The following is a 26,730-nucleotide window of genomic DNA, read 5'->3' on the forward strand; positions in this document are numbered from 1 at the left end:
CGATTCAATAATTGAACCGAAGACCCCTGCACATTTGGTTGTTTTACTTTGTTCAGTTTTCAAAGATCTAACTCTTTCTTTCAGTTGCTTCGTCATGAGGCAACTTTTATATAATATCATCTGTCTCATTATCTGTCAACACTTATTTTAAAATATTTTTTAAAGTTGTAAGCGTTAACTACCTATCTACGACAGCTATTTCATTATAGCTTAATGTAAATCCAATGTCAAGATGAAACTATTTATTATTTGTTGCTCTACATTTCATTTAAATGTTTTGCAGCAACGAGATTAATAGTAACAGGATACTTTGACTTCGTCAACTATTATTTTCAACTTTCCAATAAAATAAATTATAATCCTGTAAACCTTCCCCGTTATCATAGTCTTTTATAGTATTATAATAAGTAAAACCGTTTGATTTATAAAAGTGATTTAAATAATCATTTGTAGCAATACAGTCTAATCTCACTTCTTTTTTATTTGTTTCCATAGCTATTAGTTTAACAGCTCGCAACAGTTCCTTTCCTAAATTTTTACCATGTGAGTCTTTTGCTAAAGCTATTCGATGTAAGTAGTAATAGTCTCTCGTGTCATCTTTCATCCAAAGGTCTGTGTCCCAGTCTGTCTGCTGATCCCATAAAGCAAACGTTCCGATTACTTCATCTTCAATATATACTACATAGACTTCTTTTCTATTTATAGCTTCCTCTATATTATGAACGTCTTCCCCTTTTAACAAGCCGGACCATTGCTCAGATCCTTTCTCACTTAACCAATACGCCGTCTGATATAGAATCTCTTTTATCATTTTTGTATCTTCTAGTGTTGCTAACCTTACCGTACTCATATTGAATCAACCCCTCATTATCGTTTCATCATTATTTATAAACGTCTTTGATTATACTAAACTTAATTCAAAATAAAAACCATTCACTATAAGTTTAGAGTGAATGGTTTTTATCTGTTTTATAATCTCTCGTTTAGTTCTTCAGCTAATTCTTCAAAACCAGGCTTTCCAAGTAGTGCAAACATATTTTTCTTATACGCTTCTACTCCAGGCTGATCGAATGGATTGACCCCGTTCATATAACCGGAAACTGCTACTGCAATTTCAAAGAAATAGAATAGGTATCCTAATGTATAAGCAGATTTATCTGGAATAGTTAATACGAAGTTTGGAACGTCACCGTCTGTATGAGCGAGTAATGTCCCCTGGAAGGCTTTGGTATTAACAAAATCAATTTCTTTGCCTTCTAAATAGCCTAATCCGTCTAAGTCTTCATCTTCGGTAGGGATAGATAATGCTTTACTCGCTTTATCTACTTTAATCACTGTTTCAAATAGGTTACGTCTGCCTTCCTGAATATACTGTCCCAACGAGTGCAGATCAGTCGAGAAGTTGGCGCTTGAAGGGTAAATACCTTTTTGATCTTTTCCTTCAGATTCTCCAAATAATTGTTTCCACCATTCAGAAAAGTACTGTAAGCTTGGTTCATAGTTAATCAGAAGCTCGGTTACTTTCCCTTTTCTATATAAAATGTTTCGTAAAGCAGCATATTGATAAGCTAGGTTTTGAGAAAGGTCAGCACTTGAAAAATCTTTTCTGGCCTGGTTAGCTCCCTGCATGAGCTGATCAACATCTCCGCCTCCAACAGCAATTGGAAGTAAGCCGACAGCTGTCAGCACTGAGAATCGTCCTCCAACATCATCTGGAATAACGAAAGTTTCATATCCTTCAGCATCTGCTAGAGTTTTTAAGGCCCCTTTTTCTTTATCTGTCGTAGCATAAATTCTGGTTTTTGCTTCTTCTTCACCGTACTTATCGATTAGCAACTTTTTAAATACGCGGAATGCAATGGCTGGTTCCGTTGTAGTTCCAGATTTAGAAATAATATTTACTGAGAAATCTTTATCTCCAATTGTTTCAATTAAATCAGATAAATAGGTTGAACTTATGTTGTTCCCCGCAAAGAAAATTTGTGGTGTCTTTCTCTGTTCACTACTTAACTCATTATAGAAAGAATGATTGAGAAAATCCAAAGCTGCTTTAGCTCCTAAATACGATCCACCTATCCCAATGACAACGAGTGCCTCAGAGTTAGTTTGGATTCTGTCGGCTGCCTGTTTTATACGAGCAAACTCGTCTTTATCGTAGTTTTCAGGTAAATCGACCCATCCTAAGAATTCACTTCCAGGTCCTGTTTGTTCTCTTAATAACGTGTCTGCAGCTGTCACTTGAGGCTGCATATAGTTTAACTCGTCTTCTTTAATAAACTGGTTTACTACTTTTGAATAATCAAATGTTAAGTGTGTCATTGTATCATTCCTCCGTAATCATAAGTGATGTGTATTTTTTATTGCTAAGTGTATTAAATAAGTAAAAACTGAGGTACCCCAGATATTTTCCATTGCTCTAAAGTAGAGACGATGTTTTCCGAATGTGCCCATGACAATTCGCTATCTTCTGGTAGTAAGTCGTGTGGTAAAGTATCCACGTTGTCATATGAAAAAACAAACAGTGGGATTCTATGATTATCAACTATGGCATTCGTCAGTTCACTGAGTTCTAATTTTTCAATATCTAGATGAACAATTTCTTTTAACCGATTAATGACGCAGGCTAAACCTGTTTTCTTCGGTTCAGCAACTGTTGCAGGAAAAGAGAATCCTTCTTTTTCTTTTTTTACTAGAAAAACATATCTTCCATCTTTATCTTGTGCTAGTATCGTGCATGCTACATAGTGGTTTTCTTTTATCAATCTTCAAACACCTTTCTCAGACTGCTCTTTATAAACGATGTACACCCAATCAATCTATGTTATTATGCTTCATTGCTTCAATTTCCTTCAACGCCTGATCGACCCATTTCGGCATTTTTTTATCAATAGACTTAAAGCCCACGCCTGTTTTTTTTCCATACCTGGATATATTACGTCTGTTTGCAAAAGGATGATATTTAGGCTTTTGTAGGCTTCTCAAAGACAAGCTGATTTTTTTTGAATATTCATCAATATCCATTATCACTACTTCAACCTCATCGCCCTTATTGACCACATCGGTAATGTTTTTTATATATCCGTGTTTTAATTCAGAAATATGGATTAAACCTTGTGTCTCTTCATCTATTGAAACAAACACTCCATAAGGTTGGATACCTGTGACTTTCCCTCTTACCTTTTGTCCAATTTTGTACACCATGAATTCCCCTCTCCGTCATCATGGTTCAATTAAAATCATCATTAGTTAGTATAGCATGAAAAAAAGACTTTTGGAAACACCTCTTTTTCTGGTAACGCTTGCTTTCAAAAGGATTTTTAACGATACTAAAAGAAACAGTGAATCTATAAGTAGGAGAGATAATATGGACTTCAATAAAGAAATAGAACGTAGAAATACAGGAAGTGTGAAATGGGACATGTTGGAAGAGATGTTTGGGGATAAGAACGTCCTACCGATGTGGGTAGCTGACATGGATTTTGATAATGCTCCTGAAATAAAACAAGCCGTTAAGCGTATAATTGATACAGAAATATTAGGTTATACCTTTCCACAGACTTCTTTATATCATTCTATAATAGAGTGGCAGAAAGAAAGGCATCATATGGACGTGTCAAAAGAAGACATCCTTTTTTCTCCAGGTGTGCTTTCTTCTATAGCGGTTATTATACAGGCCCTAACGAAAGAAGGAGATGGCGTACTTATTCATGATCCGGTCTATACCCCTTTTTCGATTGTTGTCGAAAATAATAACCGCAGGGTTTACCGTAGTGAATTGACTATTGAAGATAATCTATACAAAATGGATTTTAAGGATATAGAAGACCAGATGAGAAAGCACTCTATTTCGTTATTTTTACTGAGCAATCCTCACAATCCTGGCGGACGCGTCTGGTCTAGAGAAGAACTGCAGAGATTAACCGAGTTATGTCAACGCTATGGCGTGATATTGATTAGCGATGAAATTCACAGTGATTTAGTCTATACAGACTACACGTGTGTATCTCCCGTTACTTTGGATCAATCCTTTAAAGATGTAGTCATTACTCTGCATTCGGCAACCAAAACTTTTAATATAGCCGGTGTCAAAGCATCCTTTATGGTTATTTATAATGAGGAACTTAGAAGTAAGGTGGTTCATATACAAGAACAAACCGATTTATCTTCAGTAAACAGCTTTGGATTAGCTGCCACAGAAGCTGCATTTTCTCATTCTCGTGATTGGCATGAAGCTTTAATGAACCAGCTTAAAAAGAACAGACAAACAGTTCTTGATTTCTTTCGTACTGCTCTACCCGAAGTGCCTTTTATGGTTCCACAGGCCACGTACTTGTTCTGGTTCGATGCCTCTTCACTTGATATAGAAGAAACTAAACTGAAAGAAACCTTTGCGGATGTAGGAAAAGTCGCTTTGAACGATGGTATTAGCTACGGTCTGGCTGGTGGTTCGTTCATGCGGTTAAATTTTGCCGTGCCTGAACCTATGCTTGAAGAAGGCCTAAATAGAATCAAACATGTCTTCGATACGTTGTAAAAAAGAGTTGCCTTCTCTTGGAGAGGCAACTCTTTTAATCTTATAATTCTTCAAGGGCAAGTAACAAGCACCCTGTAACGCCCGCATCGTCTCCTAATTCAGGTGATACAATATACTCTTCTAAGTCAGGAGTAGAGACATAATCATTTAACAACGCAGCGAATTTTTCTCTAATCATTGGCAACAATTGCTTTTGCTTCATGACTCCCCCGCCAAGAATAATTTTCTCAGGGCTTAATGTAAGAGTGTAGCTGACTAATGCTTGAGCTAGATAATACGCTTCTATATCCCATGCTTCTGAATCTTCTGGGAGGTCTTGAGCTTTTTTATTGTATCTCTGCTCAATTGCCGGTCCAGCCGCCAATCCTTCCAAACAGTCTTTGTGATAAGGACAAAAACCTTCAAAGGTATCTTTTTCATGTCTTCTTACAAGTATGTGGCCTACTTCTGGATGCCCAAAGCCTTCCAGCACTTTGCCGTTGACTACGGCACCGCCACCTATTCCAGTTCCCACTGTCAAATACAGACATGAATCATTTTCTAATGCTGCTCCTTTAGTCAATTCTCCTAATGCCGCAGCATTCACATCCGTAGTCCAACCCACGGGTATAGAGTACCGCTCCTTTATGGCTCCAATAAAATCAGTGTGTTTCCACGCTGTTTTAGGAGTAGAGGTAATATACCCATACGTATCCGATTCAGGATTGATATCTATGGGACCAAAAGAACCGATACCTATAGCATCTAATGTATATTCATCAAAGAAATCAAACACTTTTGAAAATGTTTCTTCAGGAGTTGTGGTGGGTATAGATATTTTATTAATATTATTTAAGTCATTATCACTGACAGCACAGACAAATTTTGTGCCCCCTGCTTCAATAGCTCCTAACATATGGACTCTCCTTGTCTCAATATTATCTTCTATTAGAATGGTAGATTACTGGTCAATAATCGTCACACTTTTAATCGTGACATCTTCGTTCGGTTTGTCCATAGCATTTCTTTCTACATTTTGAATCGTATCAGCTACTTCATACCCTTCTACTACGTGACCGAAAACAGTGTGTTTCTGATCAAGCCAAGGCGTTCCGCCGTTTTTCTTATACGCATCGATAATTTCATTAAGAAAGCCTGCCTCTTCTAGTTGTGAAACCATCTGCTCAGGCAGATCGCTCATGGTTACGATGAAAAACTGGCTAGTGTTCGTATTTGGTCCAGCATTTGCCATGGAAAGAGCCCCATTTAAGTTAAATAGATTCGGTGAAAATTCATCTTCAAAGGATCCGCCGAAGAAACTGTCTCCTCCCATTCCACTACCCGTTGGATCTCCTCCTTGAATCATAAAGTTAGGAATAACTCTATGGAAGATAACTCCATCGTAATAGTTTTTTTCTGCTAGTCCAATAAAGTTCTCAACGGTTTTAGGAGCTAATTCTGGAAAAAGCTGGACCGTAATGGTACCTTTTGTCGTTTCAATGACTGCTTTTGGTCCTTTAGCAGTGTCAAGATTTAATTGTGGAAATTCATTCATCTTATTCCCTCCTATTTCATAATATGTCTTAAGTGTACCCTAGATGCTTCTTTTTTCCAATATGTTTTCATTTTTGTAAACAAATATCTCATTATTCATACTGTTTCGTGTTATTATTAATAATAGCTTTAAAATTTATATAAGGAAGTATCTACATGAGTTTATTGAACAATTATCCTTTAATAGCTGCCTTATCCGCTATTATTATTTCTCAAATAATTAAAGTGCCTGTTGCATTATTACTCAAAAGGCCAAGTTCCATAGCACTGGCTACGTCCACTGGAGGGATGCCTAGTTCTCATTCCGCCGGAGTGACCGCTTTAATAACAAGCTTGCTCATAGAGTACGGAATAGAGTCCCCTTATGTTGCGATTGCTATCACTTTTGGTATGATTGTAATGTTCGATTCAATGGGGGTCAGACGTCAAAGTGGGGAGCATGGCATACTAATCAATGAATTGCTCTCCGACTTCGAAAACTTAAGAAAGACGTTTACCCACTATACCCGTGATGAAATAAATGCGATGCATGAAGAAGAACGTCAATCTAGAGAATACTTAGGCCATAAACCAATTGAAGTTTTCTTTGGAATTATTTCAGGCATCATCATAGCATTAATTATAGGGACGCTTTATTAATATCTAATTGTACGACTATGTGATGGAGGGTTATTGAGTGACAGTTTCAGAAGAGTTATATGATATTACCATAATTGGTGGAGGACCAGTAGGCATGTTTGCCGCTTTTTACGCGGGTATGAGAAATGCTAAAACAAAATTAATTGAGTCTCTTCCAGTGCTTGGCGGGCAAGTTGCTCTCCTTTATCCCGAGAAAACATTATATGATGTTGGGGGCTATGCTGGTGTCACTGGAAAAGAACTGGTTTCTCAACTAACTGCTCAAATGGAGCACTTCGAACAAACCGTTTGTCTAGAAGAAGAAGTCCAGCAAATAGAAAAATTGGATGACTATTATTTCCGCTTGACAACTTCAAAAGGTGTCCATTATTCAAAAACGATAATTATCACGACTGGACAAGGATCATTCCAGCCAAGAAAACTATCCTTACCCAAAGCCGAAGAGTTCGAAGAAAAAAATTTGCATTACATTGTAAAAAATCTGGATTTGTATAAAGACAAAACTGTTGTTATCTGTGGCGGAGGAGATACAGCAGTTGACTGGGCATTGACACTCGAATCCATCGCTAAGAAAGTGTATTTAGTTCACCGCCGAGATCGCTTCAGAGCGCATGAGGGTTCCGTTGAATTGTTGAAGTCTTCAAGTGTCGATATCCTTACTCCCTTTGTTCCCTCCAGCATAAGTGGGGATGAACAGTTAGATTCGGTCACATTCAAAGAGACGCGTGGAGAAAAAACTCAAACCTTAGATGTGGATTATTTTATTGTCAATTACGGTTTTGTTTCTTCATTAGGACCGATTAAAGACTGGGAGTTAAATCTGGACAAGTCTGATATAGTTGTCAATAGTAAGATGGAAACCTCTATAGAAGGAATTTATGCAGCTGGGGACGGGGTTACCTTCGATGGAAAATTGAAACTGATAGCCACTGGTTTTGGTGAAGCCCCTACCGCTGTCAATCATGCGGTTCATTCCATCTACCCTAAAGAACACACCCAGCCTATTCAAAGCACTAAGTTAACATTTGAAGATTAAATACGAGAAGGAGGAGATTCACATGGTACAACCAGCATCAAAGTTACATGATACAGCTTTAAGTCTTTTGAAGGAACGCGGTGTCACTTTAGAAGAGATTGCAGAATTAGTCTATGATTTACAGAAGCCTTACTTGGAAGAGATTTCAATGGATTTATGCCTCGACAATGTAAGAGCAGTGATTCGAAAACGAGAAGTTCAAAACGCTATCCTAACGGGAATAGAATTGGATGTCTTAGCAGAACAAGGCAAACTTTCCAGTCCTTTACAAGAAATCATCAAAGAAGATGAGGGGCTATACGGGATTGATGAAATACTTGCACTCTCTATAGTGAATGTTTATGGTTCCATTGGATTTACTAACTATGGCTATTTAGATAAGTTAAAACCAAAAGTGATTGGACGCTTGGATGAGCATACGGAAACAAACAGCACCCATACCTTTTTAGACGATATTGTTGGGGCCATTGCAGCTGCTGCGGCTAGTCGCTTAGCGCATGCCAATCCCGAAATATCTGATGTTATGAAATAAAAAACGACGCCTCTTCCTTTTATTAACAAGGAGGGCGTTGTTTTTTATTTAAATCCATTCTTTTTACTGTATTGATAAATGAGAACAAATCCTAGTTGAACCAAAACAAAGAAAACGATAAAGCAATACATAAAAAATTCCTGAGGGAGTGCCAGTATAATCGGGTCAGTCGAAGGATTAAAAATCCAGTAGTCATTGTTGAAAAATATCTGGTGAAAAACCACAAACATACGGTCAAAATTAATAGCTAACAAGACTAAAAAGACAGGCGGAGCTAAACTAGCTATAAAAAAAGGTCTCTCTAATGTCCAGATTTTACGGTTCCTTTTAACATAACGCATATAGATAGATGAACCTATAGCCGAGACAATCAGTATGGCGTAGTTAATGTAAAACAAAATTTTGACTTCCCACATATGATAAGCACCACTAGGTGAACTGGGAAAGTCAGGCATATTTAACTCGGTCACCCATGGAAAATGTAAGTACCTTAAGAGAGCATAGTAATTTTCGGCAATTGTTCCATGAGACATATTTAATTTGTCTGGTAAGTCATGAACCCATATTGAAAAATGATAAAGAGGTGTGAATAAGATAACAAAAGCGATGCTGGCTGTGATAATCAGCAGCACAAGGCTCGTTACTCCTCCTGCTTTTTTTAATTGAAGCATGCTACTCCTCCCAATGATCCAGTGTCTCGACGATATAAGTCGGTTGGGTGTTGACTAGTTTCAAATCATCTCTTGAGGTAAAGCCGGTTAAGACTAGTAAAGTATCTATTCCGTTATTGATTCCAGCCAAAATGTCCGTTTCATAATTATCCCCTACCATCAGGACATCTTCTTTATTTAAACCAATTTTCTCAACTGCTCCTGCCATCATGATGGCTTCGGGTTTCCCAACAAAAGTAGGAGGAGTTTGAGTCGCTGTTTCAATCATGGCGACTAAAGAGCCTGCTCCAGGCATGAGACCTCTCTCTGTTGGTAAGTTTGTATCTTTATTGGTTGCAATAAAAGAGGCTCCTTTTTGAATAGCTAAAGTAGCTTGAACGACTTTCTCGTAATTTAGATTTCTATCTAAACCGACAACCACATGATCCGGGTCTTCGCTAGTTAATTCGAAACCAGCTTGTGTTAAGGCTTCTACTAATCCTCTTTCACCAACCACCAGCACTTTATTTCCTTCTAATGTTTTCAAGTAGTCAGCTGTAGCTAGTGAACTGGTATAAATCTCGGATGCCTCAGCAGGGACATCGAAATGATTCACTAATTTTTTAGCTACTTCTTCTGGACTACTAGTCGAATTATTGGTCACAAATACATAAGGGATGTCTTTATCTTTTAAGCGTGTAATAAAGGGAGCAGCTTCTTCTATCCTTTGTTTCCCCTTGTACATGGTTCCATCTAAATCTACTAAATACCCTTTATATTCTTTTCTATTCATTGTATCCTCCATTTTGTTTAATCTTTTTTCTTTCTAATTTGAAAACGTGTGGATCCTTTGTCATTTTTTATCTCTTTTACTTTTTCTTTTTGTGATGAAACTATTTTTTCATCTGTTCGACTCTTCTTAGTAAATGTCCGTTTGTTCTCTTTCTTTTGAGTGTTTGGTTTCGTTCCCGATTTCTTTTTCGGATTTGTGCGTTTCTTTGAATAAGGTGGTTTTCTTTTTGGGTCTGACTGAGCTTTAGGTGACCGATCAGTTGACTTATTCGCTTCTAAGTTTTCCAATACAAAATAGGCACATCCGAAGCTGCAGTACTCTAATAGATAATCTTCCAAACTGGATATTCTCATATCAATAGGAGCTTTACGATTGGAATCTTTATAAAAACCTCTTAACCTTAATTTTCCATATGACATATCTCCCACAATATAATCATACTTATCCAGTAATTCACTGTACCTTTCTTCCAATAATTCTAAATCCAGTGCTTCACGGTAATTTTCTTTGATTTTATACGATTTATTTTTAATACCTATTGTTTCTGAATCTAATCGTTTAATCAATCGATTATCCTCATTCAGTAAGGTATCTAATTTATCAGTCGTTAATGATTTAGAGTTGTTTTTTTCATCTTGGTTCTTGTCCATTATTTTCTTTCCTTTCGTTTCGGAACGGGATAATTTTCTTTCAATTCATTGGCTACTAGCGTTCTTAAAAAATCGGGATATTCCATCCGCGGATGTGTTCTCTCTTCAATAATAGGAAAGAACGGAACATATAAAAAGTAATCCACTGTAGCGACTTTATACCAGTGATTAGGATGAAGCAGTTTTTCGTTCACGCGAAATTCATCATTTTTCTTCTGAATTCCACTATAACAGATTTCTCCAAACAATTGGCCCCTAAATCCGAATCCAGCGGTTGGTAAATGACGTAATCTTGTTCTTTGTTCTTCCATAGAATGGATGAGTTCGATTAAATCCTCTCCCTTTATATGAAAGGTTAGAAGCCTCATCGGATGAGGTAAAGATTCATGAATATCGTTAAATGAAACCAAACCTTTAAGAAGGGGCTTTAAAAACAAACCGGAGTTGATGATGGATAAGTCTGCCTCTGTCTTCTCAATCAACATCTTCAGAGTGAATGATACGAAATTTGTACATCTTTGCCAGTCAATTTCAAATGGCTCTTGTAAATAGGCTATCTTCTTTTCCTGTAACAGGTGTTTCCCTTTCCTATTTAAGCGAGTGATACGTTTCTTTTCGCCTCTCAAAGGGGGAATATCCGTTTCTGCATTGAACACTCTAGCCTGCGCTTTAAAGTGATAACTGCCTATCATGTGAAGAGAAATTTGCCCCACATGTTTTCCGAATTTCCCTGCTCCGGCAATCAAGGTGTGATTGACTTGCTCCCCTTCTGGCAAAAGATGATGGGTATGTCCTCCCATAATGACTGCTATTTCTTTAAAGCGAGCAGCAATCTCTCGATCGGTATGAATACCCAAGTGGCTAAGTAAAATAAACCCGTCGACAGATTCTTTATACGTCTTTATCAGACGATGGATGGCATCTATTGGGTTTTCAATGTCCCACCCTAAAAGTTCATAACTGGTTGGTAAAGGAATGGTACACCCAATCACCCCTAATTTGTATCCCTTTTGAGTAGTGAGAATATGAAATTCATCCGCCCACTCGGGTTGTTTTAGTGTGTTTCTTTCTTTGATATTGGACACAACAACGGAATACTTGGCTTTGTCATATAACTGGTTTAATTGCTGTTTGGTGTTGCCAATGCCTTCATTATTTCCAATTGTCACGATATCGTAGTATGCTTCATTTAAAAGCTCTGATATAAACTGGCCATCTGTAGCTTCTGTCAGAGGATGAATTCGGTCTCCTGCATCTCCACTGTCAAAAACAAAAACAGATTCTTTCCTGTCAAGTAATTCCATTTTCTTACTTCTTAATTTCTGGGCTATTCTTGGCCAATACTCCAAATGGGAGTGCATATCATTCGTATGAAACAATGTGATAGTCTCCAAGGTTTGACCTCCAACATTCTTAGTATTCTATTGAGTTATCATCGCACCGCTATAAATGGTTAACTCTCATACCTCAAAGGCACATCTGCCTTCTTTGAACGCTTTATAGATTGTTTAATCTCTTTGGTTGCTTTATCAAACTGAACGGCTCGGTAATAGGCGTCGTGATAAAAAAGAAAGGTCCATTCTTTTTCCAGTCCTTCACTGATCCATCTTTCTTTTTCTTCAATAGACCTTAAAGGGTAATCATCAAACGCACTGACCCACAGAGGATTAATATGAGCGTGTGTAATAAATAGGTCAGCTAAATGAATAAGGACCTCTTCTCCTAAAGTCAGTTTAACCACACTATGCCCTTCACTGTGACCACTTGTTTTAAATAGTTCAATGCCATCATGAGTTGTAAAGTAACCTTCAAATACGTGCACTTGAGGCTCAATGGCTATCCAATTTTCTTTTGGGTACGTGCCCTTATTCCGTTTGCTCGGTTCCTTCATAGCTATCCACTCAGATTGTTCAATGATTATTTTAGCATTCGGATACGCTGAGACCAAACGTTCATTTTCTATTTTAGTTAATCCAGCAGCATGGTCATCATGTAAGTGAGTCATCAAGACGACATCAATATCCTGTTCAGATAAGCCTATTGTCTTTAAGTCTTCTGGAATAGTTGATTCTTCGCTGATTCCTTTATTCCTTTTGTCTTTTTCTGAAAAACGCCCTTTTCCAATCCCTGCATCGATCAAATAGTTCTTTTGATTGTGCTGAATCAGTATAGGTTCTGTAGGCATTTCCACTAGGTTTTTCTCATTGCAAGGGTAACGCCTGCTCCACAACACTTTAGGTACGGGACCAAATAGCGTTCCCCCATCAACATGACTAACGCCTCCGTTTAGCCATGTCACCGTCGTCTGGTTTATTTTTAAAGAGTCCATATCACATTCTCCTTTACATCAAAGGTGCAAATAATCTCAGTATACTTTTAACTATTCGAACAGGTAGGGAGTAAGATAATTCCTTTTGAGTCATTTCCTCACTGATTTCTATCGTGTCTTCCATATCTTTTTTAATCTCTTTAAGAGCATCATTGCCATATAAGACCACAGCATTTTCAAAATGCAGGTACAAACTTCGGTAATCAAAATTTATTGTTCCGACGACGGCTGCTTTTCCATCAATCAACATGGTTTTTGCATGCATAAATCCGGGAGTGTATTCGTACACTTTAATTCCCGCATCCACTAATTCATTATAGTAAGAGCGTGTCGTCACATGGACTAAATACTTGTCCCATTGCTTAGGGGTGATAATACGCACATCAATGCCACTCTCTGCTGCCAGTATGAGCGCTGTTTCAAGGTTTTCATCTAATATAAGATAAGGGGTGTAAATATAAACGTATTCTCTGGCTGAATGAATCAGTTTAACTAATACATGTTCTCCGAAATTCTTCGTATCCGTTGGACTATCTCCAAAGGGCTGAACCAGACCATTAATTTTTTTAGAGGGTTCTTCAAAGGTTGGCTGCAAAACTTGTGTGTCCTCTAAATACTGATCATCAGCTATAGCATGCCATAACTCCAGGAAGATGAGCGTCAATCCCCATGCTCCCTTCCCGCTTAACTTAATTCCGTTATCTTTCCAATGTCCAAAACGTTCCAACTCATTGATGTACTCATCTGCAATATTAACTCCGCCTGTAAAAGCGACTTTTCCATCAATAGAAAGGATTTTACGGTGATCCCGGTTGTTTTGAGCAGATGTAATAATAGGGTGAAAAGGATTATAAACGCGGCATTGAATCCCTTTTTCTTCCAGTTTCTTTTGCATATCCTTAGACAGTTTAAAAAAACTTCCAATGTCGTCATACATGACGCGTACTTCTACGCCCTCTTTGACTTTTTCTTCCATTATCTTCAGCATAGAATTCCACATGATTCCTTCGGCGACGATGAAAAATTCAAAGAAAATATAGTTCTTCGCTTTATTCATTTCCTCTAACATGGCTTCATAAAAAGCTTCGCCTATCGGATAATAGTCCACATCCGTATCGTTATATACCGGATAATTCCCTGCATAATCCAGATAATGCATCAGTCTACTATGATTGGGATACGCTTCTTTTCCTTCTTCAAGGGTTTCTTCTTCTTTCATTTTGAGAGGAAGCTGGGTCTCCATAATTTCTTCTAATTTACGCTGAAATTGGCGTGTTTGAGTTTGCCGGTTAAACATGAGGTAAAACAAGGTCCCATAAACAGGAAAAATTAAAACTTGTAATATCCAACTGATTTTATACGCTTCTTTTCCCTTTGTCCAGATAACATGCAGTGCTACAGATATTGAAAGCAAGGTAAAGAAGGTTTCCCAAAAAATAGATTGGGTGACCGACTGATTAATTATGTATCCGAATATTAAAAATTGAATGATTAATAATAATGCCAACAAAACTCTTCTTTTAAAAATAATTCTAACTACTTTTCTCATCCTTCATTGCCCTCCCTATATTAGTCCAGTATGCCGTTTTTTAAGTCTGTTGTCACTAGTTGACCGCTAATTTAAATAAATTGGTCGTATATATATATCATCCTTGATTGACAAATCTCTCTCTATCTTCTAGAGTTAAAAAGAGGCAAGGATAGAAAGTTAATCAAGGAGAATATATGGCTAAAAAATATTATGCCGTCAAAAAAGGACGGAACCCAGGTCTTTACACCCAATGGAGTGAAGCTCAGAAAGAAATATCAGGCTTTTCAAATGCCCAGTTCAAGTCGTTTACGACAAAATCAGAAGCAGAAGATTATATGAATGAAGACTCCCATGCTACTTTTGAAGAAACGGATCAAACCGTTATAGCGTATGTAGATGGCTCTTTTGATAAGCACACAAAGCGGTATAGCTACGGTGCTGTGTTAATTAAAAACAATAGCGTTATAGAGGAACTAAGTAATGCGGATAACGATCCCCAATATGCTGAAAGTTTTCAAATTGCAGGAGAATGTTTTGGGGCTTTAAATGCCATTAAGTGGGCTATTCAACATAAATACGAATCGATTATCATACATTATGATTATTTAGGCATCGAAATGTGGGCTACTGGAAAGTGGCGAGCCAATAAAAAAGTTTCCAAGGATTATGTGGCGTTTTTCAAGAAGTTTGCTCCACTCATTGATGTGAAGTTTGTAAAAGTGAAGGCTCACACAGGTGTCATGTATAATGAGCGAGCCGATCAGCTTGCTAAAGAAGCACTAAAATAACGATAAAAAGAGCTCCTTCTATCCTTTTCATTCTGGATGGGAAGGAGCTCTTTTTTATGTTAAATGATCAATTTTCGTCATATCTTCATCCGATAAGAGGAAGCTCAGACTATCCAGATTGGCTTTCTGGTTTTCTGGATTATGCGATTTAGGAATAACAATGACGCCTCTTTGCATTTGATAACGCAATATGACTTGGGCCCAAGACTTTCCGTAAGGTTTACCTATTTCCGTTAAAACTTCTTTGTGTTCATCAGTGGCATTCATCGGTCCCCATGCTTGTGGACGTATGTCGTTTTTAAGTAAATATTTAATGAGGTCATCATTCCAGTTGTTTGGGTTAGATTGAATTTGATTGACAGCCGGTTTAATGGTCGCAAAGGCCTCCATCTGCTTTATATGCTCTTCAGTAAAATTGGAAACCCCAATAGTTTTAATTTTATTCTTTCCGACATATTCTTCTAAGACTTCCCAGGTTAGTTTTAATTGCTCCTCATCTTCAATCGGCTTATGAATTAAATATAAGTCAATATAATCCGTTTGAAGATTCTCAAGACTTTGCTCTATGGTTTGTCTCACTGTTTCTTTATCTTTTGTATAGTCATCAGAGGGAGGAATCTTTGTAGTCAAGAAAAACTCTTCTCTTGGTATGCCGCAATTTTTAACTGTTTCACCTACACCTGCTTCATTACGATAAGAAATGGCTGTGTCGATTAAACGGTACCCTAGCGCGATGGCAGATTGTAGGGCAGAATAATCCCCGTTTAATTCTCCATTGTAGCTATTGTCTTCTTTACCATAAGTATTTGTTCCCGTTCCTAGTAAAGGTATAGATAAACCATTATTCAAACGTACTTTTTCCATGTTATCTCTCCTAAGATAGTATTTACTCATTCATCATGTTTAAATCAATCGATTCTAAAGTCTTTTTTAAAGTCAGCATTTCGTCATTCGAAAAAGTGACTCCCTTGCCCATTTTTTTATGGTCAGGACTCCAGTCTCTGATATCAAATTTAGGGGCCTGATTATTCCAGCTGACTAAATTTAATTCTTTTTTCCAGCCTTTAGGGGATTCTGATAAAACGGTTATATGTTCTAAGACTTCAAAAGAAAAATCACTCATATGTCTCCACTCCTTCCCAGCCCCCTTCAACTCATCCGTCTGAAGAGTAGCCTTATCTGTCATGTCTCCAATTATATCAAATATACCTGTTATTTAAAAATAAAGGCATAGCCTATCTAAATTTGTTTTTAGCCTAGTCCGAAAAATAAATGTTCCATTAAATCGTTCAAATCCATTTGAGTTTATTCAAAAAGTCTTATATGATAATGAAATGAAAGCAAGGAAAAGTGGGGATACTATGGATTACCAAGTCAAACGTGTGCGTTCTGCTGAAAAAGGAGCAAGAATCAGTATAGCCGTCTATATTGTTTTAGCTGTAAGTAAAATTGTTGTCGGCTTTCTCTTACAATCTTCTTCTTTGTCTGCGGATGGTTTTAATAATTTCACAGATGTCGTTTCTTCTGTTACGGTATTAATCGGTTTGAAAACAGCTAGAAAACCAGCTGATCATAACCATCCATACGGGCATTGGAAAGCTGAACCTATCGCTAGTTTAATTACCTCTTTTGTCATGCTATTTGTCGGTTTCCAAGTTTTTTTGACCAGTCTCACTCGTTTAATATCAGGGGATATTGTTCAGCCTAGTCAATCGGCTGCTATAGTAGCTGTAACAGGTGCTATCGTTCTCTTTTTCCTTTATCGCTATAATTTAAAACTGGCAACTAAAGTCAATAGTTCTGGATTAAAAGCTGTCTCAAAAGACAATCTAGCCGATAGTTTAACCAGTCTAGCTACTGCTGTAGCTATTCTTGCTGCTTCTCTCGGCTGGATTTGGTTGGATTCCCTTATGGCTATTATAGTTTCTCTCATCATTTTAAAAACTGGATTAGATGTATTTAAAGAGAGTACCTTTTCTTTATCAGACGGGTTTAAAACTAAAAAACTGGCTGTATATGAAGAAGCTATTCAAACCATACCTGACGTAAAAGCCGTTCCTTCTATTAAAGCGCGTATGTACGGGGCTAACACCTATGTCGATGTTACCATATTAGTGGATGGACAGATGACTGTCCAAGAGGGGCATGATATTACAGAACGTATTGAAAGAAAATTATATGATGAGTTTGATGTGCTCTATACGGATGTCCACGTCGAACCAGATAATTTAAAAGAGCAGTTTAATACTCAACAAATGTAACGAATGAGTATTTCTTGTTAAAAAAGGTCGGACCTTCAGGGCCCGACCTTTTTCCTTACTTCGTTGCAATCACTTTAAAGTTGTGATTCACTTTTGCTTCAACCGGGGAAAATTGATTGAAATACTCTCCAATTAATTCAGTCATCGGTATGGTAACCTCACGAATAATTTTAGATGCATCAAACATATGGTAATTCCCTCCACCAACAGCCCGATACTGATTAATAACTATTTCCAAGGTATCGTCTGGCTGGATATCTTTGCCTTTGTATTTAAACTCTATCACTCTCTCATACTCAGGTTGAGAGACATCAATCGTGTAGTCAATCCCTTCATACATGTCGTAGTTATACATTTGAGGTTTTGGATTTAAAAATTCTGGGTTAATATCAATATCTCCACGATTATTTATTTTAAAATAAGTAGCAGACCTTTCCAATGCTTCTTTTAAATCCTTCCCGCTGACTTTCATAACGGCCAGAGTATTGGGGTAAATATAATTTAATACGATATCCCTCATAGTCACGACGGAATCGAAGCCGCGAGCCGAATTATTGAAGAGAGCTGTTCCAGATATATCACAATCTGTGAAATGCATCTGTACGCGTTGGATAAATTCAACATAAGGGTGCTCAACACGACGGGCTTTCTCCACATCTTTTATTTCCAAATCCCCATACACTTCTCCAATGGGCTGATCCAGCCACTCTTCCACTTCATCATTAACTGAAAGAAAAGTTTCCAGCATTTCTTTATCTGGCTCGACTCCCTCTACTGATAAGAGTTCAGGAGTCATGGAAAGAATTTCAACTTGATCGTTTTCTTTCTGTATGTCTAAAGTCACTTTTCCTAAGTAGGTCCCTTTTTCTCCAGGCATGACAACGGCTGTCTTATCAACCACTTCCGCTATTAATCGGTGCTGGTGTCCTGACAGTAAAACGTCAATGCCATCGACCTCTTTTAATAGAGCATAGCCTTCATTCTCTCCAGTGAGAACTTCTGTTTCTTCTCCTGTTTTCAGATCCCGTTCAAAGCCTCCATGGTAGCTGACGATAATCACATCGGCTTTTTCTTTTAATATGGGGACATACTTCTTAGCTGCCTCGACAGCCGATTGGAAAGACAAGCCTTCTATGTTTTCCGGGTGTTCCCAGTTTGGTATGTAAGGTGTAGTCAATCCTAATAGCCCAATTTTAATGCCTTCTTTTTCAACTATTTTATAGGGAGTGTCCCAGGCCGGTTCTCCCGAAGTGTTTAATATATTTGCACAAAGGACTGGATACTGAGCAGATGAGATAGCTGTATTTAAGTAGTCTACGCCATAGTTGAATTCATGATTTCCGATGACTCCTGCATCTACTTCCAAGAGATTCAGCGCTTCAATCAGTGTCTTAGCATTCTGTTTTTCTTTTACAATATAGTAAGAATAAGGAGACCCTTGAATAAAGTCCCCATTCTCTATGGTCAATGTAGGCCCTTCTGCTTTTTTCCGTTCTTCCTTTAATAAAGTCGCTAATTTAAAGAGACCAAACTCCGCTTCTTGCTTTCTGGATTGATAGTCTGTTGGAAATAAGTAGCCATGGACATCGCTTGTCTCAAAAATAGTTAATTTCATATTTACACCTCATTCATAGTCTGATCACCTATCTTGTATAACGGAGATAAGCAATTCGGGGTTATCTGTCATAATGCCGTGCGCATTCAAGTCAATGAGTTCGCGCATCGTTTCTTCATCGTTAATGGTCCAATAGTATACAGCCATCCCTCTATTGTTCGCTCCACGAATCAGTTTCCAGTCTGCCAAATTAAAGCCTTCTTGTTCCATTGGCAACTGCAGAGCATGAGCGGTCGGACGATATAATAGATTGGCCAATGCCTTATGGTAGATAACAAACTGTCTGGCTTCCTGCTCCCCTGCCCCAATAGCCACCGTGCCGTTTGACACCTCTTCAAACGCCAAGTTGATATCATGATCAAAACTGGCGATTAATATCTGTTCATGTAAGCCATGCTTTTCGATGAGTTCCCACATCCCATGAATCAAGTCATCGTATCTATCCGGGTGATTACTGGCTTTTAACTCGATTAAGTGCCTTGTGTGTCCGAATTCCTCAAAGACTTCATCTACTGTAGGAATGTACACACCTTGATTTCGGTAGGTGTATCCTCCATTCTCATCTTGGAAGTGGTATCCGGCATCAAGAGACTGAACTTCTTCAAGTGTCAGGTCATTGACTAAGCCCGATCCATCCGTTGTTCGGTCAACAGATGAATCATGAATCACAACTAAGTGATTATCAGAAGTAATATGCACATCATACTCCAATATGTCTGCTCCGAGTTCATCCGAATACCTGAAGGCTTCTAATGTTCCTTCTGGAGCATGGACGAGACCGCCTCTGTGAGCAATGACTAGGGTCTCATCATCTCCTGCTATATAAGCCTGTTCGCTTTCAGATGTCAGGGGAAACAAAAATAATGCGAACCATATACTGCCTATAACAAGGAAAAGAGTGCCTGTTATTTTAGCTGCTTTTATCAGTTTATCTTTCATAGTTTACTCCTTTAACTACCCAATGATAAGGGCAACAACCACGTAAGAAACTACTGCTACTAGAGAAGATAACAGCATACTATGGATAAATGGTTTCCATCCCGTTCGACTAAATGATTTCAAATCAGTTTTTAATCCGATAGCTGCTAAAGCAGCAACCATGGAAAAGCGACTAATCATTCTCAGAAACTCTACTAGAGTGGGTGTGAATAAACCAAATGTATTCAACACAGCCATAAGGACAAACAAGACGATAAACCATGGGAAAATAGAGACAAGATCCACTTTTTCTTTTCTTTTATTGGGTTGTTTTAATTTTCTTCTAAAGTAAATGGACGAAAAAACAAGGACAGTCGGAATAATCGCTAATGTCCGGGTCAATTTAACCATCGTTGCTATTTCACCAGCAGCTTCAGAAAAAGCAAAGCTCGCGGCTACAACACTTGATGTATCATTGATAGACGTCCCTGCCCAGTACCCGAAGAACGTATCATTTAAAAGGAGCAGACGTCCGATTAAGGGATAGACGACAATCATCAACATGTCGAATAGAAAAGTGGACGAAATAGCATAAGAGACATCTCCGTCTTCTGCTTCTATCACTGGTGCCATAGCAGCTATAGCCGAACCGCCACAAATGGCTGTCCCAGCCGCAATCATGTTACTCAATTTCCAATTCACATTAAAGGCTTTTCCTAAGAGATACCCTCCAAAGAAGGCAGTAAACAAAGTAAATATGAGAACAATAACCGTTCGCCCGCCTACTTGCATGATGATGGAAAAGTTCAATGATGCTCCTAAAAGGACAATAGCAAACTTTAACACTCTTTTAGATGTAAATTGAACACCTTCATTAAATAAAGTCTCATTATAATAAATAAGTCGGACTACGATTCCAATAAATATAGCTAAAACCGATGCGCCTATAATGTCGCCTGGAATCCAATTAGCGACCAGAGTAGCAAGAGCTGCGATGAATAGGGATAAAGCTATCCCAGGTAAGTGTTTTTTCATTGTTTCGTTCCTTTCATACGTTCCTATATTATAACATTAAAAAAGACTTTACGTCATTAGACTAAAGACTCTTATTACCATAGTCTCTAATTTAACGCAAAGTCTAATTTTTTTAAACTGTTTTTCGAACTTTCGCTCCAACGTAAAGTGAAGTAGCAAGTTGAGTTACAATACCTAAAGCTGTTACGACCATAAGTAACATCAAATCATTCTCATTTTCTACGATGATTCCGCTAAAGGCCCATACAAAGACCAGCGGCAAGACCCAATCCATATGTTTCACAGCTAGCCAGACAGCAAGAGCTGTTGCTATAACAAGTAAAACCAGCGTCCACTGGTACTCATTTAAACCAAACAGTTCTTCTACTCCATTTCCGACAACCCACGTTACAATATTGACAATCGTTGCTATACTCACCCATCCTAAATAAATGGAGAACGGAAACCTGTCAAACCAATGGCCTTGCACCTTAGTCATCTTCTTGTAGATAACTATAAGAGTAATCAACAACCCTATAATAACTATGTTAGACACGAGCAGCCACTCTTGTGTAAATACGAAAATCCATAAGGCATTCAAAACAAAATTTCCAACTAACCAGTAATTAACCCGTTCATACACCCCTTGGTAGTGAGTGAAAAAAATCCGGATGATCCAAATGAAGAGTAAGATGTAAATAAGGCCCCAAATAGAAAAAACGTATCCTGCCGGTTGAATAAAAGATTCGTTCTGATCAGCTACATTCCCGACATTTGAACCTGTCAAATAGTTAGCTAGAATCATGAGAATATAAAAAACTAAATAGATTATGCCTAATTTTTTTCTGTTATCCATGGTATCTCTCCTTTTTATATATATTATCTAATAGTATAGCATATGACATTCATATAATACCGATTCTATGCATAATTAACTAGTATTAAGATGGTGTTCATTGTAGCACTTCGTGCTTGTTGAAACTATCAGAGAAGCTTTTTAGATAATAATGAATATTTAAAAGCATATCGTTATATTTTTTCTTTTTCTTTTGCTATACTCAGAGTATAAATAATAAGGAGTGATGTTCAATGTTGTGGACAATTATTGGGTTATTAATTTTATTTTGGATTTTAGGACTTGTGTTTGAGGTTGCTGGTGGATTCGTTCATATCCTACTGGTTATTGCTTTAATAGTATTCATCTTCAATATGATTACAGGACGACGAGGAAGGTAGCCCCTCTTAGACATATTTTTTGCAAGAAGATTCTTTACCGGATTTTTCTGGTAAAGAATCTTCTTTTTTGATGGGAAAGTTTGTCTGTCTTAAAAAGTTAAACAAGGTTTACATTTATCATTAGTTTTCAAGAATTGACCCAATCTTAAGTGAAATAATGTAAAAAATCTAAATAAAAAAGTCAACGAACTGTTGATTAACTCATCAAAAAACCGCCACTTCTACCGAAATGACGGTTTTTTTGTTTTATCTCTTTTTGACTTGAATCCATACTTCACTAGAATTTTCTTTACTCGCTAATATTTCTGCTCCCTCAATCAGTTCAAAATTAGAAGAAGGCAGCCATTCAGAATAAATTCTCATCCATTCTTTTTCTACGCTTTCCCAATCTCCTTCTATTTCAAAAACTGCCCAAGCGGAAGCTTTGATGTCATGCGTTTCTTTATTTCCAGAATAATCCTTTGAAACAGCAGCACCGATATAATGATTAAATGCTTCTGTGTGTTCTGAAAGTTGCCTATAATCCGTAGTCACGTGAATAACCCCACTAGGCTCTCTATCTGATAAGTCAGTCAATTCCTCAACTCGTTCGTCTGTAAGCTTCTCCAGTACTTCATCATAAGACGGTTTTAATTGATTCTCTTCCATAATCATTTCCATGCAGTATCCAGCTACTTTGAACTCCGTTTTTTCTTCGATTCGATAATTCATTTCTTCTCCTCCTTCGATAGTGAGTCGGAAAGTCATTATCGGACATGATTTCAACGTATGGGTACGCGTCCTGACTTCTGAAGGCAAAATGTGATGATATCTTTCAAAAGCTCTAGAAAAAGCATCTGGGGAGCTATACCCATACTGGTTCGCCACATCAATCACTTTGGCTCCACCCTTTTGTAAGGCCATTGCCGCTAATGTCAGCCTTCTTTTCCTAATATAATCACTTAACGTCATACCTGATAAAAAAGAAAAGATTCTTTTAAATTCGTATTCCGAGCTGAGCGCTTTTCTGGCCACCTCTTTCATGTCTATTTTTTGGTCAAGATGGCTTTCAATATACTCCATTGCCTCATTTAGAGAATGTAAATGGCTCATGTCTGAGACCTCCTTCCACTCTTATCCTATCAAAGGTGTGATTCTTTCTCCCGACAGTTACTGCTTTTATTAATCGGATGCCTGTCATTTGTTTACTATCATATGAGGAGTAAGAAGATTAAAAGAAAAGCCGATAGAATGAGCCCAATCGGTACGCCTACTTTGAATTTAACTTTTTGTGTTTTGTGACGGAACTGTTTCATTCCAATACAGGCTCCTAATCCCCCTCCCAAAACAGAAAAAGTTAACAGGGTTTTTTCCGAAATTCGAGATTTATTTTTTATTGCTCTCTTTTTGTCTATATAAAATAAACTATAGGTCAACAGATTGATCAAGAGACCAATTATAAGAATGAGTATATGGTATACAGTAAGTTGGCTTAGCATAGGGGCTCCTTTTAAATAAGTGTATACATACGTGCTGATAAATGAACACTTTTATTTTGAGTTTTTTAATTGAATGGACTCTTTATCCAACGCATATTGAATCTTTGTATATAAATAATATCCCAAAGTGAAAAATAGGTAAGTAAAGAGTACAAGCAACGGAATATAGATAGCATCTGGCAAAAAAGCAAAGATAGGTTTGTGTTTTAAATAAAAATAATTCCCATCCACTAAATGATTGACACTTATCGCAGTCACCAAATAGATTAAAAACCAGAAGAATGCTGTTTTCTTGTCTCCCTTCTCCACTCTTTCACCGTAGACTATCATTCCGTAATAAGGCAACAATAAGGTAATGACATGATTAACAAAAAAACTGATACCTATGGGATGAAAAACACCGTAAACGCGACTCGGGTATAAAAAACTGGTCCAGGCATATAGGCCAAAAAAACAAAGTACTTTAAATACCGCTTTATTTTTTGTTAGGAGATACCACATACCTAGCAGGGAGTTAATTCGACTAATATGTAGAGGCAGAGATTCAGCTAAATCAAAATCAAACAAATAAAAATAAGAGCTGTATAATAAAATTTGCTGACCTATACTGAAAAGAATGATTAAGGTAGATATAGTCTCTTTTTTTTCCTTTATTGTCTGTTTGTTTAGAAAAAGAGCCGTCCCTAGTCCGATGAGTCCTCCTATGTATAGAAGATGATCCAGGTTAAATAGGGTAATATACTCTCCGTATGCTGTCATTTCTATAGAATCTCCTTTTTATTGAGAAAAACACCCTCTTAAAATAAAGAAGGTGTTTCAATTCAATTAGTCCGCTCGTTTATCTCCCATGAAAAATAAAGCTACTGTTCCTGGCCCTGTATGAGAACCAATCACTGTTCCAATACTGTTGATTGCAACTTTACCAGCCAAATTAGGAAATGTTTGTTCAATGATATCAGCTACTTTCAGTGCATCATCATAAACAGCCGAGTGAGTGATGATGCATTTCCCATCGTATTCTGTTCCATTAAGGGCGAGCTCTTCCATTTTTTTAACCATTTCTTTTATCACTTGTTTTTTACCTCTAACTTTTTTACGTGGTGTCAGTTCTCCTTTGGCATTCATGTTTAAAAGAGGAGCAATATTTAACATGCCACCGAAAAAGGCAGAGGTTGCAGATATACGTCCCCCACGTTTGTAGTGAGTTAAATCTGTAGAGAAGAACCAGTGGTTGACATTTAATTTATTTTCTTCCACCCAGACTCTCACTTCTTCCAGTGTAGCCCCTGCTTCTTTTTTGTCCACTGCATAGTCAAGTAATAATCCATATCCACCGGATGCAGCCAAGGAATCAACGACTTCAATCTTTCGGTCTGGAAAGTCTTCTAATAATTGTTCTCTAGCTATTGTGGCTGAATTATACGTACCTGATAAGCCGGATGAAAACTCAATATGAAGAATATCCTTACCTTCTTCTAAGAAAGGGGTAAAGAAATCTACAAACTGGCCCACATTTACTTGAGATGTCGTAGGCATAGATCCTTCAGATATTCTTTGGTAGAAATCTTCAAATGATATAGATTGACCTAAGTCATCGGGATATTCTTTTCCATCTATCATAAAATGAAAGGGAACGTATGGAATGTTTCTTTTTTCAAAGTATTCTAATGGCATATCTGCTGTAGAACTACTTGTAATAATATAATTGCTCATAACCAGCTCTCCTTTTAACTTCTTTCTGTCATACTAATCTAACCTATCCAAAAAGTAAAGTGAAAATGAAAACAGAGTAGACGCATCTACTCTGTTTTCCTATATGTATTGCTCTAAATAATAAGTTCTCAACTGTTAACGTAACTTGAAACAGCTACTTCAAATTCAGGTGCTGGTCTATATCCCTTTTCCAACAATTCTTTTATGTATAGTTTGTTATAGATAAAGGAAAAGATAAGGCTTATAAACAAAGATCCTAAACCGAATGAGAGTGAACCTGCCAATAATGAGAGAGCAAACATAATAGCTGCCCATTTTAAATCGCCTCTAATTAACGGGACAAATAAACCAAAAAAGAATACCGTCCAAGAGAACCCTTTTTTAACTTCTTTAACCATACCAGAGGGATGTTCCATAATAACTTTCATTCCAATCCTCCTCACGTTTATTTTTTACTATTATTAAGTAACCTTATTATATCAAACCCTAATGAATAAGCAATACGTCATAAAATATAATTTTTATATAGAATCATTTTAACACTTATTAAACTGAATTCTATTCACTTGAGTTAATCATTGATAGTCTAATGTGATAAATACATTAACCCCAATGTATTGGGTCCACAGTGTGAAGAAATAGTACAGCCTGCACGCATGACATGGATTTCTTTACAAGTGGCTGTTTCCTCAATCACATTTTTTAATAGAGTAATGTTCTCAGGAGCTGTTCCTGAATGAGTGATAATTATTCTGTTGATAACTGTATCTTTATGTTTAGATAAACGGTCTGCTCCATATCGCTTAAGTACCTTCGCAGTGTTCCCTCTATATTTCTTCCCGACGTTCATTTTTCCAGATGCATTATCGACTTCGATACTGGGTCTGATATTCAACAGATTGGCGCTGAACGCTTCTATCGCTGTACAACGTCCTCCTTCATGGAGATAAGTTAATTTATCGATGATAAAACTGGTATTCACTTTTTCTTTTAAGGCGATAATATCATCGCGAATGTCTTTCGCCTCCATCCCCTGTCCAATCCGATCTCCTGCTTCAATAACCAGCAGACCCATTCCTGTAGATAAATTACCGGAGTCAATAGGGTAAACATGACCGAGTTCTTCTGCGGCTATGCAGCTGTTTTGATAGGCTGAGGATAAGCTAGATCCTAAACTAATATGAATAACTTCATAGCCTTTATCCGTCCATTTTTTAAAATGATTCATGTATTCCGCTATATTTGGAGCAGCCGTTTGAGGGAGTTTCCCTTCTTTTTCATATGTGCTGAATATGTCATCGGGTTTAATATCAATACTGTCTCTGTAATCTTTCCCGTCTAGAATGATATGTAAGGGCTGGATTTGAACCTTGTACTTTTCTATCCACTCTTCACTTAAATCACATGTACTGTCTGCGCTTAGTATGACTTTCGGCATGCATTCTTCCTCCTGAAATAATTAGATAGATTTTTAACTCAT

Annotated in this window: 31 protein-coding genes; 7 read left to right on the plus strand and 24 right to left on the minus strand. The window is 37.4% G+C overall.

The window, feature by feature from the left end:
- Positions 1–319: 319 nt before the first annotated feature.
- From ABDZ53_RS00270 to ABDZ53_RS00285, 4 genes are all read right to left on the minus strand, one after another.
- On the minus strand, positions 320–850 hold the full coding sequence (locus ABDZ53_RS00270; RefSeq protein WP_343752798.1) for a GNAT family N-acetyltransferase: 531 nt from the start codon (positions 848–850) through the stop codon (positions 320–322).
- Between the two features lie 119 nt (positions 851–969).
- Positions 970–2,319: a glucose-6-phosphate isomerase gene (locus ABDZ53_RS00275; RefSeq protein WP_343752800.1), complete on the minus strand. Its 1,350-nt coding sequence runs from the start codon at positions 2,317–2,319 to the stop codon at positions 970–972.
- Between the two features lie 53 nt (positions 2,320–2,372).
- Entirely contained in the window at positions 2,373–2,762 is a 390-nt protein-coding gene (locus ABDZ53_RS00280) for a hypothetical protein (protein ID WP_343752802.1), read from the minus strand.
- Between the two features lie 49 nt (positions 2,763–2,811).
- Positions 2,812–3,201, minus strand: a complete 390-nt coding sequence (locus ABDZ53_RS00285; RefSeq protein WP_343752804.1) for a CvfD/Ygs/GSP13 family RNA-binding post-transcriptional regulator — start codon at positions 3,199–3,201, stop codon at positions 2,812–2,814.
- A gap of 163 nt (positions 3,202–3,364) precedes the next feature.
- On the opposite strand from ABDZ53_RS00285, the gene ABDZ53_RS00290 reads away from it, so the two are divergent.
- Positions 3,365–4,534 (plus strand): MalY/PatB family protein, encoded by a 1,170-nt coding sequence (locus ABDZ53_RS00290; protein ID WP_343752806.1) that lies wholly within the window; start codon positions 3,365–3,367, stop codon positions 4,532–4,534.
- A 40-nt stretch (positions 4,535–4,574) separates the two neighbouring features.
- Here ABDZ53_RS00290 and ABDZ53_RS00295 read toward each other — a convergent pair whose 3' ends face one another.
- Entirely contained in the window at positions 4,575–5,429 is an 855-nt protein-coding gene (locus ABDZ53_RS00295) for an ROK family protein (RefSeq protein WP_343752808.1), read from the minus strand.
- A gap of 45 nt (positions 5,430–5,474) precedes the next feature.
- On the minus strand, positions 5,475–6,068 hold the full coding sequence (locus ABDZ53_RS00300; RefSeq protein WP_343752810.1) for a peptidylprolyl isomerase: 594 nt from the start codon (positions 6,066–6,068) through the stop codon (positions 5,475–5,477).
- Between the two features lie 155 nt (positions 6,069–6,223).
- Here ABDZ53_RS00300 and ABDZ53_RS00305 point away from each other — a divergent pair, with 155 nt between their 5' ends.
- The 3 genes from ABDZ53_RS00305 to ABDZ53_RS00315 are packed head-to-tail and all read left to right on the plus strand — an operon-like array spanning position 6,224 to position 8,274.
- Positions 6,224–6,706 (plus strand): divergent PAP2 family protein, encoded by a 483-nt coding sequence (locus tag ABDZ53_RS00305; protein WP_343752812.1) that lies wholly within the window; start codon positions 6,224–6,226, stop codon positions 6,704–6,706.
- A gap of 37 nt (positions 6,707–6,743) precedes the next feature.
- The gene (locus tag ABDZ53_RS00310; RefSeq protein WP_343752814.1) at positions 6,744–7,742 is read left to right on the plus strand and encodes an NAD(P)/FAD-dependent oxidoreductase; all 999 of its coding nucleotides are present in this window, start codon (positions 6,744–6,746) and stop codon (positions 7,740–7,742) included.
- A gap of 22 nt (positions 7,743–7,764) precedes the next feature.
- A complete protein-coding gene (locus tag ABDZ53_RS00315; RefSeq protein WP_343752816.1) occupies positions 7,765–8,274 on the plus strand; it encodes a phosphatidylglycerophosphatase A family protein in 510 nt (169 codons plus the stop codon).
- A 44-nt stretch (positions 8,275–8,318) separates the two neighbouring features.
- Here ABDZ53_RS00315 and ABDZ53_RS00320 read toward each other — a convergent pair whose 3' ends face one another.
- Genes ABDZ53_RS00320 through cls form a run of 6 tightly spaced genes read right to left on the minus strand, consistent with a single transcriptional unit; the run spans position 8,319 to position 14,245 of the window.
- On the minus strand, positions 8,319–8,945 hold the full coding sequence (locus tag ABDZ53_RS00320; RefSeq protein ID WP_343752818.1) for a TIGR01906 family membrane protein: 627 nt from the start codon (positions 8,943–8,945) through the stop codon (positions 8,319–8,321).
- Between the two features lies 1 nt (position 8,946).
- Positions 8,947–9,717 (minus strand): TIGR01457 family HAD-type hydrolase, encoded by a 771-nt coding sequence (locus ABDZ53_RS00325; protein WP_343752820.1) that lies wholly within the window; start codon positions 9,715–9,717, stop codon positions 8,947–8,949.
- 17 nt (positions 9,718–9,734) lie between these two features.
- Positions 9,735–10,367 (minus strand): YutD family protein, encoded by a 633-nt coding sequence (locus ABDZ53_RS00330; protein ID WP_343752822.1) that lies wholly within the window; start codon positions 10,365–10,367, stop codon positions 9,735–9,737.
- Complete coding sequence (locus ABDZ53_RS00335) at positions 10,367–11,761, minus strand: bifunctional metallophosphatase/5'-nucleotidase (protein ID WP_343752824.1); 1,395 nt, start codon at positions 11,759–11,761, stop codon at positions 10,367–10,369. The genes ABDZ53_RS00330 and ABDZ53_RS00335 overlap by 1 nt, the downstream gene beginning before the upstream one ends.
- 59 nt (positions 11,762–11,820) lie before the next feature.
- Positions 11,821–12,696, minus strand: a complete 876-nt coding sequence (locus ABDZ53_RS00340) for an MBL fold metallo-hydrolase (protein WP_343752826.1) — start codon at positions 12,694–12,696, stop codon at positions 11,821–11,823.
- Positions 12,697–12,709: 13 nt separating this feature from the next.
- Positions 12,710–14,245 carry a cardiolipin synthase gene (gene cls, locus ABDZ53_RS00345; RefSeq protein WP_343752828.1) on the minus strand — a complete coding sequence of 512 codons (1,536 nt, stop codon included), beginning with the start codon at positions 14,243–14,245 and terminating at the stop codon, positions 12,710–12,712.
- Between the two features lie 176 nt (positions 14,246–14,421).
- Here cls and ABDZ53_RS00350 point away from each other — a divergent pair, with 176 nt between their 5' ends.
- Entirely contained in the window at positions 14,422–15,015 is a 594-nt protein-coding gene (locus tag ABDZ53_RS00350; protein WP_343752830.1) for a ribonuclease H1 domain-containing protein, read from the plus strand.
- A 54-nt stretch (positions 15,016–15,069) separates the two neighbouring features.
- Here the strand turns inward: ABDZ53_RS00350 and ABDZ53_RS00355 are convergent, their stop codons facing one another.
- Positions 15,070–15,879 carry an aldo/keto reductase family protein gene (locus ABDZ53_RS00355; protein WP_343752832.1) on the minus strand — a complete coding sequence of 270 codons (810 nt, stop codon included), beginning with the start codon at positions 15,877–15,879 and terminating at the stop codon, positions 15,070–15,072.
- A 22-nt stretch (positions 15,880–15,901) separates the two neighbouring features.
- Positions 15,902–16,138 carry a YdbC family protein gene (locus ABDZ53_RS00360; RefSeq protein WP_343752873.1) on the minus strand — a complete coding sequence of 79 codons (237 nt, stop codon included), beginning with the start codon at positions 16,136–16,138 and terminating at the stop codon, positions 15,902–15,904.
- A gap of 238 nt (positions 16,139–16,376) precedes the next feature.
- On the opposite strand from ABDZ53_RS00360, the gene ABDZ53_RS00365 reads away from it, so the two are divergent.
- Entirely contained in the window at positions 16,377–17,276 is a 900-nt protein-coding gene (locus tag ABDZ53_RS00365) for a cation diffusion facilitator family transporter (RefSeq protein WP_343752834.1), read from the plus strand.
- Between the two features lie 55 nt (positions 17,277–17,331).
- Here ABDZ53_RS00365 and ABDZ53_RS00370 read toward each other — a convergent pair whose 3' ends face one another.
- The 4 genes from ABDZ53_RS00370 to ABDZ53_RS00385 all read right to left on the minus strand — a co-directional run bounded on the left by ABDZ53_RS00370 (position 17,332) and on the right by ABDZ53_RS00385 (position 21,679).
- Positions 17,332–18,891, minus strand: a complete 1,560-nt coding sequence (locus ABDZ53_RS00370) for a bifunctional metallophosphatase/5'-nucleotidase (protein WP_343752836.1) — start codon at positions 18,889–18,891, stop codon at positions 17,332–17,334.
- A gap of 24 nt (positions 18,892–18,915) precedes the next feature.
- A complete protein-coding gene (locus ABDZ53_RS00375; RefSeq protein WP_343752838.1) occupies positions 18,916–19,830 on the minus strand; it encodes a glycerophosphodiester phosphodiesterase family protein in 915 nt (304 codons plus the stop codon).
- A gap of 15 nt (positions 19,831–19,845) precedes the next feature.
- Positions 19,846–20,844, minus strand: coding sequence for a YeiH family protein (locus ABDZ53_RS00380; protein ID WP_343752840.1), 999 nt, complete (start codon positions 20,842–20,844; stop codon positions 19,846–19,848).
- Positions 20,845–20,956: 112 nt separating this feature from the next.
- A complete protein-coding gene (locus ABDZ53_RS00385; RefSeq protein ID WP_343752842.1) occupies positions 20,957–21,679 on the minus strand; it encodes a TspO/MBR family protein in 723 nt (240 codons plus the stop codon).
- Between the two features lie 233 nt (positions 21,680–21,912).
- Between ABDZ53_RS00385 and ABDZ53_RS00390 the strand changes: the two genes are divergently transcribed.
- Positions 21,913–22,059, plus strand: a complete 147-nt coding sequence (locus ABDZ53_RS00390; RefSeq protein WP_343752844.1) for a lmo0937 family membrane protein — start codon at positions 21,913–21,915, stop codon at positions 22,057–22,059.
- Positions 22,060–22,305: 246 nt separating this feature from the next.
- Here the strand turns inward: ABDZ53_RS00390 and ABDZ53_RS00395 are convergent, their stop codons facing one another.
- From ABDZ53_RS00395 to ABDZ53_RS00420, 6 genes are all read right to left on the minus strand, one after another.
- Positions 22,306–23,151: a GyrI-like domain-containing protein gene (locus tag ABDZ53_RS00395; protein ID WP_343752846.1), complete on the minus strand. Its 846-nt coding sequence runs from the start codon at positions 23,149–23,151 to the stop codon at positions 22,306–22,308.
- 98 nt (positions 23,152–23,249) lie between these two features.
- Positions 23,250–23,537, minus strand: coding sequence for a DUF1294 domain-containing protein (locus tag ABDZ53_RS00400; RefSeq protein ID WP_343752848.1), 288 nt, complete (start codon positions 23,535–23,537; stop codon positions 23,250–23,252).
- Positions 23,538–23,588: 51 nt separating this feature from the next.
- Positions 23,589–24,296 (minus strand): TMEM164-related integral membrane acyltransferase, encoded by a 708-nt coding sequence (locus ABDZ53_RS00405; RefSeq protein WP_343752850.1) that lies wholly within the window; start codon positions 24,294–24,296, stop codon positions 23,589–23,591.
- Positions 24,297–24,362: 66 nt separating this feature from the next.
- Complete coding sequence (locus ABDZ53_RS00410) at positions 24,363–25,250, minus strand: DegV family protein (RefSeq protein WP_343752852.1); 888 nt, start codon at positions 25,248–25,250, stop codon at positions 24,363–24,365.
- A gap of 128 nt (positions 25,251–25,378) precedes the next feature.
- Positions 25,379–25,678, minus strand: a complete 300-nt coding sequence (locus tag ABDZ53_RS00415; RefSeq protein WP_343752854.1) for a DUF2628 domain-containing protein — start codon at positions 25,676–25,678, stop codon at positions 25,379–25,381.
- Between the two features lie 158 nt (positions 25,679–25,836).
- Entirely contained in the window at positions 25,837–26,688 is an 852-nt protein-coding gene (locus ABDZ53_RS00420) for a DegV family protein (RefSeq protein WP_343752856.1), read from the minus strand.
- Positions 26,689–26,730 lie beyond the last annotated feature (42 nt).

This window comes from Alkalibacterium iburiense (genome assembly GCF_039521845.1).
Classification (GTDB): domain Bacteria; phylum Bacillota; class Bacilli; order Lactobacillales; family Carnobacteriaceae_A; genus Alkalibacterium; species Alkalibacterium iburiense.

Bases quoted from the DNA above. Each gene is read 5' to 3' on its own strand.
- ABDZ53_RS00395 (WP_343752846.1), bottom strand. From the start codon at position 23,151: ATGAGCCATTTACATTCTCTAAATGAGGCAATGGAGTATATTGAAAGC.
- ABDZ53_RS00410 (WP_343752852.1), bottom strand. From the start codon at position 25,250: ATGAGCAATTATATTATTACAAGTAGTTCTACAGCAGATATGCCATTA.
- ABDZ53_RS00405 (WP_343752850.1), bottom strand. From the start codon at position 24,296: ATGACAGCATACGGAGAGTATATTACCCTATTTAACCTGGATCATCTT.
- ABDZ53_RS00285 (WP_343752804.1), bottom strand. From the start codon at position 3,201: ATGGTGTACAAAATTGGACAAAAGGTAAGAGGGAAAGTCACAGGTATC.
- ABDZ53_RS00365 (WP_343752834.1), top strand. From the start codon at position 16,377: ATGGATTACCAAGTCAAACGTGTGCGTTCTGCTGAAAAAGGAGCAAGA.
- ABDZ53_RS00340 (WP_343752826.1), bottom strand. From the start codon at position 12,696: ATGGACTCTTTAAAAATAAACCAGACGACGGTGACATGGCTAAACGGA.
- cls (WP_343752828.1), bottom strand. From the start codon at position 14,245: ATGAGAAAAGTAGTTAGAATTATTTTTAAAAGAAGAGTTTTGTTGGCA.
- ABDZ53_RS00350 (WP_343752830.1), top strand. From the start codon at position 14,422: ATGGCTAAAAAATATTATGCCGTCAAAAAAGGACGGAACCCAGGTCTT.
- ABDZ53_RS00330 (WP_343752822.1), bottom strand. From the start codon at position 10,367: ATGGACAAGAACCAAGATGAAAAAAACAACTCTAAATCATTAACGACT.
- ABDZ53_RS00290 (WP_343752806.1), top strand. From the start codon at position 3,365: ATGGACTTCAATAAAGAAATAGAACGTAGAAATACAGGAAGTGTGAAA.
- ABDZ53_RS00270 (WP_343752798.1), bottom strand. From the start codon at position 850: ATGAGTACGGTAAGGTTAGCAACACTAGAAGATACAAAAATGATAAAA.
- ABDZ53_RS00375 (WP_343752838.1), bottom strand. From the start codon at position 19,830: ATGAAAGATAAACTGATAAAAGCAGCTAAAATAACAGGCACTCTTTTC.
- ABDZ53_RS00325 (WP_343752820.1), bottom strand. From the start codon at position 9,717: ATGAATAGAAAAGAATATAAAGGGTATTTAGTAGATTTAGATGGAACC.
- ABDZ53_RS00390 (WP_343752844.1), top strand. From the start codon at position 21,913: ATGTTGTGGACAATTATTGGGTTATTAATTTTATTTTGGATTTTAGGA.
- ABDZ53_RS00305 (WP_343752812.1), top strand. From the start codon at position 6,224: ATGAGTTTATTGAACAATTATCCTTTAATAGCTGCCTTATCCGCTATT.
- ABDZ53_RS00355 (WP_343752832.1), bottom strand. From the start codon at position 15,879: ATGGAAAAAGTACGTTTGAATAATGGTTTATCTATACCTTTACTAGGA.
- ABDZ53_RS00380 (WP_343752840.1), bottom strand. From the start codon at position 20,844: ATGAAAAAACACTTACCTGGGATAGCTTTATCCCTATTCATCGCAGCT.
- ABDZ53_RS00415 (WP_343752854.1), bottom strand. From the start codon at position 25,678: ATGAAAGTTATTATGGAACATCCCTCTGGTATGGTTAAAGAAGTTAAA.
- ABDZ53_RS00315 (WP_343752816.1), top strand. From the start codon at position 7,765: ATGGTACAACCAGCATCAAAGTTACATGATACAGCTTTAAGTCTTTTG.
- ABDZ53_RS00320 (WP_343752818.1), bottom strand. From the start codon at position 8,945: ATGCTTCAATTAAAAAAAGCAGGAGGAGTAACGAGCCTTGTGCTGCTG.
- ABDZ53_RS00275 (WP_343752800.1), bottom strand. From the start codon at position 2,319: ATGACACACTTAACATTTGATTATTCAAAAGTAGTAAACCAGTTTATT.
- ABDZ53_RS00400 (WP_343752848.1), bottom strand. From the start codon at position 23,537: ATGCTAAGCCAACTTACTGTATACCATATACTCATTCTTATAATTGGT.
- ABDZ53_RS00370 (WP_343752836.1), bottom strand. From the start codon at position 18,891: ATGAAATTAACTATTTTTGAGACAAGCGATGTCCATGGCTACTTATTT.
- ABDZ53_RS00420 (WP_343752856.1), bottom strand. From the start codon at position 26,688: ATGCCGAAAGTCATACTAAGCGCAGACAGTACATGTGATTTAAGTGAA.
- ABDZ53_RS00385 (WP_343752842.1), bottom strand. From the start codon at position 21,679: ATGGATAACAGAAAAAAATTAGGCATAATCTATTTAGTTTTTTATATT.
- ABDZ53_RS00300 (WP_343752810.1), bottom strand. From the start codon at position 6,068: ATGAATGAATTTCCACAATTAAATCTTGACACTGCTAAAGGACCAAAA.
- ABDZ53_RS00360 (WP_343752873.1), bottom strand. From the start codon at position 16,138: ATGAGTGATTTTTCTTTTGAAGTCTTAGAACATATAACCGTTTTATCA.
- ABDZ53_RS00295 (WP_343752808.1), bottom strand. From the start codon at position 5,429: ATGTTAGGAGCTATTGAAGCAGGGGGCACAAAATTTGTCTGTGCTGTC.